This is a genomic window from Streptomyces corynorhini, assembly GCF_003346515.1.
GTDB lineage: Bacteria > Actinomycetota > Actinomycetes > Streptomycetales > Streptomycetaceae > Streptomyces > Streptomyces corynorhini.
In genome coordinates this window covers 24,602-39,043 of sequence record NZ_QQNA01000052.1, presented here as the reverse complement: position 1 = coordinate 39,043, position 14,442 = coordinate 24,602, and the positions used below count along the sequence as shown (strand labels likewise).

The window sequence follows — 14,442 nt, the reverse complement described above, 5'->3', positions numbered from 1 at the left end:
CCGGCCGCTCCGGCCGCTCCGGCCGCTCCCGCCGCTCCCGCCGCTCCCGCCGCCACCGGCGGTCGGCTGCCCGCGCTGCGGCATCTCGGGCCCAACTGGTACGCGCCCGTCATGGGCACGGCGATCGTCGCCGTCGCGGGTGCCGGGTCGCCGGTCCGGATACCGGGGCTCGATGCCGTCGGCGTGGCGATGTGGGCGCTGTCGGCGGCGTTGCTCGCGCTCGTGCCGACCGCCCGCGCGGGGCACTGGCTGTACCACCGTGACCAGGCCCGCGCCCATCTTCTGGATCCGGCCGTGGCGCCCTTCTACGGATGTACGGCGATGGCGGCGACGGCCGTAGGGACCGCCACGCTCACGGCGGGGCACGGGGTGCTGGGCGAGCGTGCCGCGGTCGCCGTCGCGACGGTGCTGTTCGCCGCGGGGACGCTGCTCGGCCTGGTGTTCGCGGTGGCCGTGCCGTACCTGATGGCCGTACGGCACCGGCTGTCGCCCTCCGATGTCTCCCCCGCCTGGCTGCTGCCCCTGGTGGCGCCCATGGTCTCGGCGGCGGCCGGACCGCCGCTGGCGGCGCGGCTGCCCGCGGGCCAGTGGCGGGAGGCGCTGCTGCTCGGCTGTTTCGGGCTGTTCGGGCTGAGCCTGTTCGCCACGCTGGCGGTGCTGCCCCTGGTCCTCTCCCGGCTGCTGCTGCACGGTCCGCCGCCGCTCGCGGCGACCCCGCTGCTCTTTCTGGTCCTCGGCCCGCTGGGGCAGTCGACCACCGCGCTGCATCAGCTGGCCGGGGCGGCCCCCGGCGCCGTGGACGCCCCCACCGCGCGGGCCCTGGGCGCCCTCGCCCTGCTGTACGGCGTACCGGTGCTGGGCTTCGCGCTGTTCTGGCTGGTGCTGGCGGCGGCGCTGGTGGTGCGGGCGGCCCGGCGCCGCCGGATGGGGTTCACGATGACGTGGTGGGCCTTCACGTTCCCGGTCGGCACGTGTGCGACGGGCGCGGCGGGGCTGGCGCGGCAGACGGGGCTGGTGGCGCTGGAGTGGCTGGCGGTGGGCCTGTTCGCGGCGCTGGTGGCGGCCTGGGCGGTGGCCGCGTGGGGGACGCTGCGCGGTGTCCTGGCCGGAACGCTGCCCGCCGCCGGAACGCTGCCCGCCGCGCCGCCGGGGCCGGTACGAGCGGCCTCGGCCGCCACCGCGTGAACCACCCGGCCGCCGCTCCCTCGTCTCAGCGCCGGGGGTCGACGGTCGCGTCGATGTTCTCCGCCACGGCGACCACCAGGATGCGGGTACCGGGCTCGGTCGCGCGCCACCGGTGGCGCACCCCGCCGGAGAGGTACAGCGTGTCGCCGCGCTCCAGCCGGTACGCGCGGCCTTCGGCCTCGACCTCGGCGGCTCCGTCGGCGATGTACATGATCTCGTCGTTGCGGTGCTGGTACTCCCGGCCGGTGTCCTGCTCACCGCTGAACTCCTTGGCGTTCAGCTGGTGCCCTCCGCGCACCACCCGGCGGACCCCTGGCCCGGGGTCGGGAGCCCGGACGACATCGACGGTGCGCGCCGAGTCTGCGGCGGCGTGCAGCTGGGCGGGGCTCGTCTCCAGGGCGTCCGCGACCCGCTCCAGGGAGCGGGTGCTCGGCCGGGCGCGTTCGTTCTCGATCTGACTGAGAAAGGGCACGGAAAGGCCGCTGCGGGCGGCGACCGCCGCCAGCGTCATCCCCAGGGACCTGCGCCGCCTGCGGACGGCCGCGCCCACCCTGAGCGCTTCCTTGTCGTCCATGACTGGCTCCCTCCCGACCGGATCGTCATCCTCTCAGAGTTGACGCCCGCACAAGAGCTGTCCTCAATGATGCGCGCGGCCGGCACGGAAGGGAAACACGCCGAAGGGGTGGGCATCACCCGATCGGGCGACGCCCACCCCTTCGTGCGCGGGTGCGTGAGCACGCGGGTTCATCCCGCGCGCGGTCCCGCTACAGCGGAGCCATCTTGTCCGTCATGCCCGGATTGTCACTCATCCAGGTCTTGACGGCCTCTTCCTCACGCCCGGTGCCGGCCTTCTGGATCTCGTTCTCCAGGCTGCCGAGCTGGTCCTCGCTCAGCTTGAAGTCCTTGAACCACTTGGCCAGCCGCGGGTAGTTCCCGGGGAAGTCCTTGTGCGCGACCGTAGTGAGCCGGTCCCCGTCGCCGAAAGCATTCCGCGGGTCCTTCAGCTTGGTCAGCTCGTACTCGCTGTAGGCCCAGTGCGGGGTCCAGAGCGCGACCGCGATCGGCTCCTTCTTGGCGTACGCGCGCTTCAGCTCGGCGAGCATGGCCGGTGTGGAGCTGTCCACGATCTTGAACTCGTCGCCGAGTCCGTAGCCGGGCAGGATGTCCTTCTTGAGGACGTCCATCATCGCGGCGCCGGGCTCGATCCCGACGATCCGGCCCTTGAACTCGTCGCCGCGCCCCTTGAGGTCGGCGAGCGACTTCACCCCTTTGACATACGAGGGGACAGCCACCTCACGCGTGGTCGGCCCGTACCAGGAGCCGAGCTGTGTCAGGTCGTTCTGGTACTTGTCCCAGTAGCTCTTCTGGGCGTTGGGCAGCCAGCCGTCGAACTGGACGTCGACCTGGCCGCGCGCCATCGCGGTGTACATCGGGCCGAGTTCGAACTGCTTGAGGTTGATCTTGTAGCCGCGCTCCTCCAGGACCGCCTTCCACAGGTAGGTGGCGGCGATGTCCTCCTCCCAGGGAAACCAGCCGATCTCCACCGCGCGCTGCCGCTCGTCCTTGCCGCCCGCGCTCTTGGCGGAGGCGTCGTCGCCGACCGGGGTCCACTTCTCGGCGACCCCGGGGTTGTCCTTGAGCCAGTCGCGCACCGCGCTCTGCTCCTGGCCCTTCTCGGCCGACTGGATCTGGGCTTCGAGGCTGGTGAGCTGCTTCTCGGTCATCTTGAAGTTCTTCAGCCACGAGGCGACCTGCGGGTTGTCCTCGGAGAAGCCCTTGCGCGCCAGGGTGTGCACCCCGTCGCTCTCCGCGCCGAACGCCTTCTTCGGGTCGGCGAGCTTGGTCAGGTCGTAGGTGTCGTACGCCCAGTGCGGCGACCAGAGCACGACCGCGACGGGCTCCTTCTTGGCGTACGCGCGCTTCAGCTCCGCGAGCATGCCGGTGGTGGAGCCGTCGACGAGCTTGTACTCGCTGTCCAGGCCGTACGCCTTGAGGACCTTGTCCTTGAGCAGGCCCATCTCACCGGCGCTGGGCTCGATGCCGATGATCCGGCCCTTGAAGGTGGAGCTCTTGCCCTTGAGGTCGGCGAGGGACGTGACGTCCTTCACGTACGAGGGGACGGAGATCTCCAGGGAGGTCTTGTCGTACCAGGCCCCCATGTCCTCCAGCCGGTCCTTGTACTTGGCCCAGTACGAGGCATGGGTGACCGGGAGCCAGGAGTCGGTCTGGATGTCGATCTGGCCGCCGGCCTGACCGGTGTAGAGCGAGCCGGCCTCGTACTGCTTCGCGTCGACCTTGTAGCCGCGCTGCTCCAGCAGCTCCTTCCAGAGGAAGGTGGAGGCGATGCCCTCGTCCCAGGGGATGTACCCCATGCTGATCTTCTGGCCCTTGCCGACGTTGTCCGCGTCGGCGGTGGTGGTGGAGGACGACGAGCCGCCGAAGAGGCCGATACCGCCCGCGACGAGCGCGAGGACGACCACGCCGGCGATCGCCACGACGGGCTGCGGGCGGTGGTTCCAGATCTTCGCGCCGCCGGCCAGTTCCTTGGCCTTGTTCAGCGCGCGGCGGCCGACCGGGGAGACCTGGAGGCTCAGCGAACCGGTGATCCGGTCGAGGAACACGGCCAGGATGACCACGGAGAGACCCGCCTCGAAACCGAGGCCGATGTCGATGTTGCCCAGGGCGCGGTACACGGCGCCACCGAGCCCGCCGCCGCCGACCATGCCGGCGATGACCACCATGGACAGACCCAGCATGATGACCTGGTTGATACCAGCCATGATCGTCTGCAGGGCCAGCGGCAGCTGGACCCGCAGCAGGGTGTTGCGCGGGGTGGTGCCGAACGCCTCCGCGGCCTCGACCAGTTCGCCGTCGACCTGGCGGATGCCGAGTTCGGTCATCCGGACACCGGGCGGCAGGGCGAAGATGATCGTGGCGACGATGCCCGGGACCACGCCGATGCCGAAGAAGACGACACCGGGGATCAGGTAGACCATGGCGGGCATGGTCTGCATCAGGTCGAGCACCGGCCTGACCAGCGAGCTGACCGTCTTGGAGCGCGCCGCCCAGATACCGAGCGGCATCGCGATGACCAGCACGATGATGGTCGCGACGAGCACCAGCGACAGCGTCTCCATCGCCTCGCCCCACAACTCGATCGAGTCGATGAGGGCGAAGCCGACGAAGGTGAGCGCACCGGCGGACAGGCTGCGCAGCCACCACGCCAGTACGGCGAAGATGCCCGCGAGGAGCAGGGGCTCCGGAGCCGACAGCACCGCGTTGATGCCGTCGTACATGCCGGAGACGATCGAGCCGATGAGGTCGAACAGCCAGGAAAGGTGGTTCTGGAGGAAGTCGACAGCGCTGTCGACCCAGTCGCCGAGATGGAGCCTAGGCACGTGCGACCGCCTTGTCGGCCTGGGCCGGGGCGGCGGCCGGGGCGTCCGTGGGGGTCATCGGTTCGCCGAGCACCGCGAGCAGCCGGGCGCGCGGGACGACACCGACGAGTTCCCCCTCGTCGTCGACGACCGCGACCGCCACGCCGCTGGTGGAGCACGGCGTGAACAGCTCGATGATCGGAGTGGACTCGGGCACGGTGGCGGGAGCGGCGTCGATGACGTCCTGGGCCGTCCGCAGCTCCTTGCCGTCGTCCGTACGGGTACCGATGGCGGTGTCCGTGTCGGCCATGATCGCGCCCGCGGTGAGCACCCGGGAGCGGTCGACGTCCTGGGTGAAGGAGGCGACGTAGTCGTTGGCCGGGGTGACGAGGATGTCCTCGGCGCTGCCCTGCTGCACGATCTCGCCGTCGCGCATGACCGCGATCCGGTCACCGAGGCGCATGGCCTCGTTGAGGTCGTGGGTGATGAACACGATGGTCTTCTTCAGCCGTTTCTGGAGCTGGAGGAGCTGGTCCTGCATGTCGCGGCGGATCAGCGGGTCCAGCGCGCTGAAGGACTCGTCCATCAGCAGCAGGTCGGCGTCGGTGGCGAGCGCGCGGGCGAGACCCACGCGCTGCTGCATCCCGCCGGACAGCTCGTCGGGCCAGGACGTCTCCCAGCCGCCCAGGCCCGTCATCTCCAGCGCCTCGGCGGCGCGCCGGTCGCGCTCCTCACGCGGCACTCCTTGCACTTCGAGCCCGTAGCCGGCGTTCTCCAGCACGCTGCGGTGCGGGAAGAGGGCGAAGTGCTGGAAGACCATGCTGATCTTGGTGGAGCGGACGTGCCGCAGGTCCTGCGGGCTCAGGGCGGTCAGGTCCTGGCCGTCGAAGAGGACCTGGCCCGCCGTCGGCTCCAGCAGCCCGTTCAGCATGCGCAGCAGCGTGGACTTGCCGGAGCCCGACAGGCCCATCACCACGAATATCTGGCCGGGCTCGACCGTGAACGAGGCGTCTATCACCGCGGCGGTCGTACCGTCGGCGCGCAGCTCGTCACGGTCCGTACCGTTCTTGAGCTTCGTCACGGCTTCGTCTGGTCGTCTGCCGAATACCTTGTACAGGTGTTCGGCTTGCAGCCTGGACACATACACCTCACGCGTTGAACGGGAAACGGCCCGCCACCCCCGCGGGCGGGCCGTGGAGCGAGCGGGTTCCGCCCGCTGACCGGCCGCACCGTTGGACGGCGCGACCGGGTTCGCTCCGGTTTCGCGCCTGCCCGCACTTACACAGGCCAAACAAATGAGTGATCCACCTCACATCATCAGCGGCCATCTTGGCTCGTAAGCCCCTTTCGACTACGGGCCGGTGACCGCCTGTGACCGTGAGCGACGTTCCGGGCGCCGCGGGGCACCGCGACCGGCATTGTCAGTGGGGCGGGGCATGATCGGAGGTGTGACGCCACGCCTGATGCTCCTCGACAGCGCTTCCCTCTACTACCGCGCCTATTTCGGGGTCCCCGACTCCGTGAAGGCCCCGGACGGCACCCCGGTCAACGCGGTGCGCGGTCTGCTCGACTTCATCTCCCGGCTGGTCCAGGACCACCGCCCCGACCAGTTGGTGGCGTGCATGGACGCCGACTGGCGGCCCGCCTGGCGGGTGGAGCTGATCCCCTCCTACAAGGCCCACCGGGTGGCGGTGGAGCACGAGGGGGACCCCGACGAGGAGGAGACTCCGGACACCCTGGCGCCACAGGTCCCGGTCATCGAGGCGGTGCTCGACGCGCTGGGCATCGCCCGGGTCGGCGTGGCGGGGTACGAGGCGGACGACGTGATCGGCACGCTCACCGGACGGGCCGCCGGCCCGGTGGACATCGTCACCGGCGACCGCGATCTGTTCCAGCTGGTGGACGACGCCCGGGGCGTGCGGGTGCTCTACCCCGTGAAGGGCGTCGGGACGCTCCAGCTGACGGACGAGGCGCTGCTGCGCGAGAAGTACGGGGTCGACGGCGCGGGCTATGTGGACCTCGCCCTGTTGCGGGGCGACCCGAGCGACGGCCTGCCGGGCGTCCCGGGGGTCGGGGAGAAGACGGCGGCCAAGCTGATCGACGCGTACGGCGATCTGGCCGGGATCATGGCGGCGGTGGCCGACCCGCGCTCGAAGCTCACTCCGACACAGCGGACCCGGCTCGACGGGGCTCGGGACTATCTGGCCGTCGCCCCGACCGTCGTGCGGGTCGCCGGGGACGTGCCGCTGCCGGCGTTCGACCCCGCGCTGCCCTCGGAGCCGCGCGATCCGGCGCTGCTCGACGCGCTCGCCGCGCGCTGGGGGCTGGGCGGCTCCCTGCACCGTCTACTCGCCACTCTTCAGCACTGAATGTTAGCTTAGGTATACCTAAGCTAGGCCAGTCGAGGGAGACACCATGGCGGAGAAGCCTGCCCGTACGTCGCCGAAGGTCCACGAGGGACGCGTCCTGCGCACCGAGTGGATCACTCCGCACATGGTGCGCGTCGTGCTCGGCGGTGAGGGGCTGGCCGACATCCGGGCCGGCGAGTTCAGCGACCACTACGTGAAGGTGCTGTTCGACGCCGAGGGAGTGACCTACCCCGAGCCGTTCGACATGGACCGGATCCGCGCCGAGTTCCCCCGCGAGCAGTGGCCCGCCAACCGTACGTACACGGTGCGCGCCTGGGACCCGGCCACGCTGGAGCTGGCCATCGACTTCGTCGTGCACGGGGACCAGGGGCTGGCGGGCCCCTGGGCCGCGCGCGCCCAGGTGGGCGAGACCGTACGGCTGCTGGGCCCCGGCGGGCTCTACGTACCGGACGCGGCGACGGACTGGCATCTGCTCGTCGGCGACGAGAGCGCCCTGCCGGCGATCGCGGCGTCGCTGGAGCGGATGCCCGCGGGCGCCGTCGTACACGCGTTCGTGGAGATCTCGGGCCCCGCCGAGGAGCAGAAGATCACGGCACCCGACGGGACCGGGGTCACCTGGCTGCACCGCGGGGAGCGCCCGGTGGGCGAGGCGCTGGTCGCCGCGGTCCGCGCGCTGGACTTCCCCGCGGGCGACGTCCAGGCGTTCGTGCACGGCGAGGCCGGCTTCGTGAAGGAGCTGCGCCGTCATCTGCGTCTGGAGCGCGGGGTGGAGCGCGAGCGGCTGTCGATCTCTGGCTACTGGCGGCTCGGCCAGAGCGACGAGGCGTGGCGCGCCGTCAAGCGCGAGTGGAACGAGCAGGTGGAACGGGAGCAGGAGCGGGCGGCCTCCTGAGGCCGGGCGGGCGGGCGGCGCCGACCCCGTCGGTCGCCGTTGCCTCTCACAGCGGCTTTCCCGCGCCGTCGGGGCCGAGGAGTCCGCGGACGGTGCCGGGCTCAGCTCGTACACCCGACCGGCCCCTTTCGACCATCCGACCAATCCACCTGAACACCGGCTCCGAATCCCCGGTGAAGTCTGTCCGGGTGACGCGCCCACCAGCGCGACGGCCCGGCACACCTGTGTCCGTACCGGAGGAAAGCCGCGTGAAAGAAGCCGTACAGATCGGCGGAACCGCCTCGGCGGGACCCGATCTTCAGGATTTGCTGGTCCAGGTGGCCAGAGGGGACCAGGACGCCTTCTCCCGTGTGTACGACCAGGTCTGCGGCCCCGTCCTGGGTCTGGTCCGCTCCGTACTGCGCGATCCCGCCCAGTCGGAGGAGGTGGCGCAGGAAGTCCTCCTGGAGGTCTGGCGCAGCGCCGCCCGCTTCCAGCCGAGCCGTGGCAGCGGTATGACCTGGGTGCTCACCCTCGCCCACCGCAGGGCCGTGGACCGGGTGCGCTCGGCCCAGGCGTCCAGCGACCGCGAGCAGCGGGCCGCTCTGCTCGACCGCACCCCCGCCTACGACGAGGTCACCGAACAGGTCGAGGCCAGCCTCGAACGCGAGCAGGTGCGCCGCTGTCTGCGTACCCTCACCGAACTTCAGCGCCAGTCCGTGAACATGGCGTACTACCAGGGCCTCGCCTACCGGGAGGTCGCCGAGCTGCTCTCGGTCCCGTTGGGTACGGTCAAAACACGTTTGCGCGACGGTCTCATCCGGCTGCGTGACTGCTTGGGGGTGAACGCATGACCATCGCCGATCTGCACACGCTGACCGGTGCGTACGCACTGCACGCGCTGGCGCCGCAGGAACGCGCCGAGTTCGAACGCCACCTTGAGGCGTGCGAACCATGTGCGCTGGAGGTACGCGAACTGGCCGCCACGGCCGCCAGACTCGGCGGAGCCGTGGCCGTGATGCCACCGCCCGCCCTCAAGGAGCAGGTGCTGCGCCGTATCGCCACCGAGCGCCAGGAGCCGCCGAGGACGACACCGCAGTCCCGTACCGGCGGCGGCGCCGCCCGCGCGCGGCTGCTCTCCCGCTTCGCGCTCGCCGCCTGTCTGGCCGGGGCCGTCGGGTTCGGTGGCATCGCCGTCTGGCAGCACCAGGAGGCGCGGGACGCGCGGCAGCGCGCGGAGGCGTCGCAGCAGCACTCCCAGGAGCTGGCCACGGTCCTGGCCGCCCCGGACGCCAAGGTCGTCACGGGAGAGCTGACCGACGGCGGGACCGGCACGGTCGTGGTCTCCCGCAGCCGGGACAAGGCCGCGTTCATCGCCTCGGGGATGCCGAAACCGCCCAGCGGCAAGGTGTACGAACTCTGGTACAACGACGGCGGCACCATGCGCGCCGCCGGGCTGATGGATCCGACGACCAGCTCCCCGTCCACGCTGATGGAGGGTTCCGTGAAGGGCGCCTCCGGCATGGGCATCACCGTGGAGCCGGCCGGGGGCTCGAAGCAGCCCACCTCGGATCCGCTGGCCCTGATGGACTTCCCGAGCGCCTGATGGGAGCGCGCGCATGAGCACAGCGGTGGTGCTGTTCACCTCCGATCTGCGGGTGCACGACCAGCCCGTGCTGCACGCGGCGACGGCGGGTCACGACGAGGTCGTCCCGCTGTTCGTCGCCGACCCCGGCATCGCCGGGGCGGGTTTCGACGCACCCAACCGGCGGGCCTTCCTCGCCGACTGCCTCGCCGCCCTGGACACGGCGCTGCGTGAGCGCGGCGGCCGGCTGGTGGTGCGCCGCGGCGACCCCGTCGAACAGGTCTGCCGGGTGGTCCGCGAGAGCGGCGCCCGGCACGTCCATGTCGCCGCGGGCGTGAGCGCGTACGCGGGGCGCAGGGAGGAGCGGCTGCGCACGGAGCTGGCGCGGGCGGGAGCCGACCTGACCGTGCACGACGCGGTGGTCACCGCGGTGCCGCCGGGGCAGGTCGTCCCGGCGGGCAAGGACCACTTCGCGGTCTTCACCCCGTACTTCCGGCGCTGGGAGGAGACGGGCACCCGCGCGGCGCTGGCCGCGCCCAGGGTCGTCCGGGTCCCCGAGGGGATCACCGGCGAGCCGCTGCCGGAGCGGAGCGCGGTCCAGGGGGTCTCGCCCGGAGTCGTCAGGGGCGGTGAGGCCCTGGCCCGCGAACGGCTCACCGCCTGGCTCTCGGGCCGGATGGAATCGTACGAGGAGCGCCACGACGACCTGGCGGGCGACGCCACCTCCCGCCTCTCCCCCTACCTCCACTTCGGCTGTCTCTCCGCGGTGGAGCTGGTACGGCGGGCGCGGCGCCGCGGCGGCGTGGGCGCCGAGGCGTTCGTACGCCAGCTGGCCTGGCGGGACTTCCACCACCAGGTGCTCGCGGCGCGGCCCGCGGCCGCGTGGTCCGACTACCGCTCGCGCGGTGACCGGTGGCGTACGGACGAGAAGGAGATCGCCGCCTGGCGCGAGGGGCGCACCGGATATCCCGTCGTCGACGCGGCCATGCGCCAGCTGCTGCACGAGGGCTGGATGCACAACCGGGGCCGGCTGCTGGTGGCGAGCTTCCTCACCAAGACCCTGTACGTGGACTGGCGGGTGGGGGCACGTCACTTCCTGGACCTGCTGGTGGACGGCGATGTCGCCAACAACCAGCTCAACTGGCAGTGGTGCGCGGGCACCGGCACCGACACCCGGCCCAACCGGGTCCTCAACCCGCTGATCCAGGGCAAGCGCTTCGACCCGCGCGGGGATTACGTCCGGCGCTGGGTGCCGGAGCTGGCCGGGCTGTCCGGCGCCTCCGCCCACCGGCCCTGGCGGCTGGACGAGCGGGACCGGGCCCGGCTGGACTATCCGCACCCGGTCGTCGACCTCACGGAGGGCAAGGAGCGCTTCGGGCGCGCCCGCGGTCTCGACGCCACGTAGCGGCCCCCCTGCCCACCCGAACACAGCCCACCCGAACACAGCCCCGCCGGAACAGCCCCGCTCGAACAGCCCCGCCGGAACTGTCGGCTCGACCACCGCGCGTCCCTCGCGAACGCTCGGTGGTCGAGCCCGTCCACGGGACCGAGCGGGACCCGGGTCGCACCCTGGCGGCCAGCCCCGCCGGAACGCCGGACCCCCCTACCGCGTCGGCCGACTCCGCTTCGGCGGCCTCGGGAAGAAACCGCTGGTACGGGCGGTGTACTCGGCGAAGCCCGGCCGGTCGGCCATATGCCGTTCCAGCAGCCGCTTCCCGCTGCCGTTGATCAGCAGGAAGCTCATCACCAGCGGGCTCACGACCGTCGCCGCCGCTGCCGCCGGGGCGTCGCAGACGATCAGGAACAGCCCCCACCAGACGCAGAAGTCGCCGAAGTAGTTGGGGTGGCGCGTCCAGCTCCACAGCCCCCGGTCCATGACCCGGCCCCGGTTCGCGGGGTCGGCCTTGAACCGGGCGAGCTGATGGTCGCCGACCGCCTCGAAGAACATGCCCACCAGCCACAGCGCGCCGCCGGCGTACGCCACAGGACCGAGCGGTCCCGTGATGTACTGCGCCGCCTGGACGGGCAGCGAGACCAGCACCACCAGGACGCCCTGGAGCAGATAGACCATGCGCGCCGCGTACAGGTTCCGGTTGCCTGGCGCCCTGGCGAGCATCGCCTCGTACCGCGCGTCCTCGCCGTGCCCGCGACCGCGCGCCGCGATATGACCGGCCAGCCGCAGTCCCCACCCGACGGTGAGCACGGTGACGAGCAGCCGCCGCGCGTCGTCGCCCTGCCCCGCCGAGACGGCGTACGAGACGAGCGCGACCGCCGCGAAGGCGATGCCCCAGGCGATGTCGACGATCCGGTGCAGCCCCCGGGCCACGGCGATCACGAAGGTCACGAACATGACGGCGAGCCCGGTCAGCGCGGCGGCGCCGATCCCCTGCCCGAACGCCGCCCACGGATAGCCGGTCACCGGTCACCGGCCCGCGCGTACCAGTCGCGGAGCGTGCCGGGCATCCCGCTCGCCCCGGTGTCCTTCGGACGTACGGCGAGGATCTGGTCCACGCCCATCCGGTGCTCCTCGAAGGCCAGCGCGGAACCGACCATGTACAGCCGCCAGACGCGCGCGGTCTGTTCCCCGACGAGCGCGACGAACTCGTCCCAGCGGTCCTCCAGTGTGCGGTGCCAGGCGCGGACCGTCCGCGGATAGTGCTCGCGCATCGCCTCCACCGCCCGTACCTCCAGCCCGGAGGACTCCAGCAGACCGACGGTGTCACCGAGGGGGCGCATGTGCATGTCCGGGGCGATGTACGACTCGATGAACGCGCCGCCGCCGGGCGCCGTGGTACCGCGTGACATCTGCTGGACGAGCACCCGGCCGCCGGGGCGGAGCATCCGGTGCAGGGTCGCGGTGAAGGCCGGGTAATCGGCGTCCCCGACGTGCTCGCCCATCTCGACGGAGGACACCGCGTCGTAGTCGCCGCCCGTGATGTCGCGGTAGTCGCGGTGCCGGACCTCGACCAGCTCCTCAAGACCGCGCTCCGCGACCCGCGCCCTGACGTACGCGGCCTGTTCCCGCGAGAGCGTCACGGCCGTGACCCTGGCCCGGTACTCCTGGGCCGCGTACAGCGTGAGCGAGCCCCAGCCGCAGCCGATGTCGAGCAGCCGCGCGCCGGGCCGCAGTTCGAGCTTGCGGCAGATCAGCTCCAGCTTGTCGCGCTGTGAGTCGGCCGACGTGTAGTCCGGCGCGTCGCTGGTCCAGTAGCCGCAGGAGTACGCCATGGTCTCGTCGAGCAGCAGGGCGTAGAAGTCGTTGGAGAGGTCGTAGTGGTGGCTGATCGCCGCGCGGGCACGCGACTTGCTGTGCGGCGAGCCCGTGAGGCGGGCCTGCGCGGCGGGTGCGGGCAGGCGCGGCCCGACGGCGCCCAGGCTCAGCGCGGTGCGCGCCGCCCTGGCGCGGTCCGCGACGGTGAGCTTCGGCGGGCGCAGACCACGCTCCCGTACGGCGGACCAGATGGTGCGCAGCCCGTCCGCGAGATCGCCCTCGAAGTCGATCTCCCCGGTGATGTACGCCTGCGCGAGCCCGAGTTCGTCGGGCTGCCAGAGCAGTCGGCGCAGGGCGCGCCGTGAGCGCAGCACCACGACGGGGGCGTCCTCCGGCCCGGCCGCGGAGCCGTCCCAGGCCCGCAGGCGCAGCGGCAGTCGGCCGCCGAGGAACTGCTCGATCAGCGGGTACAGCAGGTGGGCGGCTCCGGTCCGCGACGGCCGGGGCGCCGTCCGGGCGACGGTCATCGGGAGACCTCCTTGGTGAGCAGCATCTGCTGCACGTCGAGATAGCCGGAGCGGAAGCCCGCTTCGGAGTAGGCGAGATAGAAGGTCCACAGGCGGCGGAAGACGGCGTCGAAGCCGAGCGCGTCGACCTGTTCGGACCGTTCCGTGAAGGTTTCGCGCCACAGCCGCAGCGTCTCGGCGTAGTGCGGTCCGAAGCCGTCCCGGTCGGCGACGCGCAGCGCGGTGTGTTCGGCGGTGATCTGCTCCATCACCTCGACGGACGGCAGGAATCCGCCGGGGAAGATGTACTTCTGGATCCAGGTGAAGGTGTCCTTGGAGACGAGCATCCGGTCGTGCGGCATGGTGATCGCCTGCAGGGCGACGCGGCCGCCGGGCGCCAGCAGCCGGTCCAGGGTGCTGAAGTACTCCTGCCAGAACTCGGCTCCGACGGCCTCGATCATCTCGACGCTGATGATGGCGTCGAAGGAGCCCTCCACCTTCCGGTAGTCGCACAGCTCGACGGAGACCCGGTCGGCGAAGCCGGCGGCGGCGATCCGCTCGCGCGCCAGCTCGCGCTGCTCCTGGGAGAGCGTGACGGTACGGACCCGGGCGCCGCGCGCGGCGGCGCGCAGGGCCAGTTCGCCCCAGCCGGTGCCGATCTCCAGCAGCTCGGTGCCGGGGCCGACGCCGGCCTGGTCCAGCAGCCGGTCGATCTTGCGGTGCTGGGCGGCGGGGAGCAGCGAGTGGTCGGCGGGGAAGCCGCGGAAGAGGGCGGAGGAGTAGGAGAGGGTCTCGTCGAGGAAGAGCGCGAACAGGTCGTTCGACAGGTCGTAGTGGCGGCTGATGTTGGAGCGCGATCCCTCGGGGGTGTTGCGCTGGGCCGTGGGCTGCTTCGGTGCCCACATCCCGCGCAGCCTCTGGAGCGGCTCGGGGATCAGGGTCGCGAGGCGCTCGGCGAGCACGGTCAGCACGCCGACCAGGTCGCGGGACTCCCACTCACCGGCCATGTAGGACTCGCCGAAGCCGATGAGCCCGCCGGCCCCGACGCGGCCGTAGAACGCCTTCGGGTCGTGGATCTCCATCAGCGGGCCGCCGAGCCCGAGGGTCTCGGTGCCGCCGAGGCGCACGCGCAGCGGCAGTCGGGCCAGCGCGTGGCGGACGAGCCGCTCGGCGACGGCCGTGCGGAGCCATGAGGCGGGGGGCCGGTGGGCCACGTCGGGCCAGCGCGACTCGTCCACGGTGGTGGACGGCCGGGTGGACTGCGGAACGGACCTCGTGGTGGCCGCGGCCGGGGCCGGCGACTCGGGGGCCCGGTGGGATCCGGGGGACACGGACACG

The 14,442-nt window shown here is 71.8% G+C and carries 12 protein-coding genes; 6 read left to right on the top strand and 6 right to left on the bottom strand.

Annotated features, from left to right (window positions below):
• Positions 1-1,185 (top strand): SLAC1 family transporter (locus DVH02_RS08225; RefSeq protein WP_407697602.1); only part of this gene is annotated, 1,185 nt, incomplete at its 5' end.
• A 25-nt stretch (positions 1,186-1,210) separates the two neighbouring features.
• Here the strand turns inward: DVH02_RS08225 and DVH02_RS08220 are convergent.
• From DVH02_RS08220 to DVH02_RS08210, 3 genes are all read right to left on the bottom strand, one after another.
• The gene (locus DVH02_RS08220; RefSeq protein WP_114623048.1) at positions 1,211-1,759 is read right to left on the bottom strand and encodes a helix-turn-helix domain-containing protein; all 549 of its coding nucleotides are present in this window, start codon (positions 1,757-1,759) and stop codon (positions 1,211-1,213) included.
• A 190-nt stretch (positions 1,760-1,949) separates the two neighbouring features.
• A complete protein-coding gene (locus DVH02_RS08215) occupies positions 1,950-4,583 on the bottom strand; it encodes an ABC transporter permease/substrate binding protein (protein WP_114623047.1) in 2,634 nt (877 codons plus the stop codon).
• A complete protein-coding gene (locus DVH02_RS08210) occupies positions 4,576-5,703 on the bottom strand; it encodes a quaternary amine ABC transporter ATP-binding protein (protein WP_199566205.1) in 1,128 nt (375 codons plus the stop codon). The genes DVH02_RS08215 and DVH02_RS08210 overlap by 8 nt, the downstream gene beginning before the upstream one ends.
• Before the next feature lie 322 nt (positions 5,704-6,025).
• Here DVH02_RS08210 and DVH02_RS08205 point away from each other — a divergent pair, with 322 nt between their 5' ends.
• From DVH02_RS08205 to DVH02_RS08185, 5 genes are all read left to right on the top strand, one after another.
• The gene (locus tag DVH02_RS08205) at positions 6,026-6,931 is read left to right on the top strand and encodes a 5'-3' exonuclease (protein ID WP_114623045.1); all 906 of its coding nucleotides are present in this window, start codon (positions 6,026-6,028) and stop codon (positions 6,929-6,931) included.
• A gap of 46 nt (positions 6,932-6,977) precedes the next feature.
• Entirely contained in the window at positions 6,978-7,823 is an 846-nt protein-coding gene (locus DVH02_RS08200; RefSeq protein WP_114623044.1) for a siderophore-interacting protein, read from the top strand.
• Between the two features lie 248 nt (positions 7,824-8,071).
• Positions 8,072-8,656, top strand: coding sequence for a sigma-70 family RNA polymerase sigma factor (locus DVH02_RS08195; RefSeq protein ID WP_114623043.1), 585 nt, complete (start codon positions 8,072-8,074; stop codon positions 8,654-8,656).
• Positions 8,653-9,408: an anti-sigma factor gene (locus DVH02_RS08190; RefSeq protein ID WP_114623042.1), complete on the top strand. Its 756-nt coding sequence runs from the start codon at positions 8,653-8,655 to the stop codon at positions 9,406-9,408. Before DVH02_RS08195 ends, DVH02_RS08190 begins: the two co-directional genes overlap by 4 nt.
• 13 nt (positions 9,409-9,421) lie before the next feature.
• Positions 9,422-10,792 (top strand): cryptochrome/photolyase family protein, encoded by a 1,371-nt coding sequence (locus DVH02_RS08185; protein WP_114623041.1) that lies wholly within the window; start codon positions 9,422-9,424, stop codon positions 10,790-10,792.
• A gap of 198 nt (positions 10,793-10,990) precedes the next feature.
• On the opposite strand, the gene DVH02_RS08180 is transcribed toward DVH02_RS08185, so the two are convergent.
• From DVH02_RS08180 to DVH02_RS08170, 3 genes are read right to left on the bottom strand one after another with little or no spacing between them, the layout of a single operon-like run.
• Positions 10,991-11,806: a DUF1295 domain-containing protein gene (locus tag DVH02_RS08180; RefSeq protein ID WP_114623040.1), complete on the bottom strand. Its 816-nt coding sequence runs from the start codon at positions 11,804-11,806 to the stop codon at positions 10,991-10,993.
• A complete protein-coding gene (locus DVH02_RS08175; RefSeq protein WP_114623039.1) occupies positions 11,803-13,125 on the bottom strand; it encodes an SAM-dependent methyltransferase in 1,323 nt (440 codons plus the stop codon). The genes DVH02_RS08180 and DVH02_RS08175 overlap by 4 nt, the downstream gene beginning before the upstream one ends.
• Complete coding sequence (locus DVH02_RS08170; RefSeq protein ID WP_407697603.1) at positions 13,122-14,441, bottom strand: class I SAM-dependent methyltransferase; 1,320 nt, start codon at positions 14,439-14,441, stop codon at positions 13,122-13,124. The genes DVH02_RS08175 and DVH02_RS08170 overlap by 4 nt, the downstream gene beginning before the upstream one ends.
• Position 14,442 lies beyond the last annotated feature (1 nt).

Coding starts and splice junctions, on each gene's coding strand:
- DVH02_RS08220 (WP_114623048.1), bottom strand. CDS start 1,759: ATGGACGACAAGGAAGCGCTCAGGGTGGGCGCGGCCGTCCGCAGGCGG.
- DVH02_RS08205 (WP_114623045.1), top strand. CDS start 6,026: ATGCTCCTCGACAGCGCTTCCCTCTACTACCGCGCCTATTTCGGGGTC.
- DVH02_RS08200 (WP_114623044.1), top strand. CDS start 6,978: ATGGCGGAGAAGCCTGCCCGTACGTCGCCGAAGGTCCACGAGGGACGC.
- DVH02_RS08190 (WP_114623042.1), top strand. CDS start 8,653: ATGACCATCGCCGATCTGCACACGCTGACCGGTGCGTACGCACTGCAC.
- DVH02_RS08185 (WP_114623041.1), top strand. CDS start 9,422: ATGAGCACAGCGGTGGTGCTGTTCACCTCCGATCTGCGGGTGCACGAC.
- DVH02_RS08175 (WP_114623039.1), bottom strand. CDS start 13,125: ATGACCGTCGCCCGGACGGCGCCCCGGCCGTCGCGGACCGGAGCCGCC.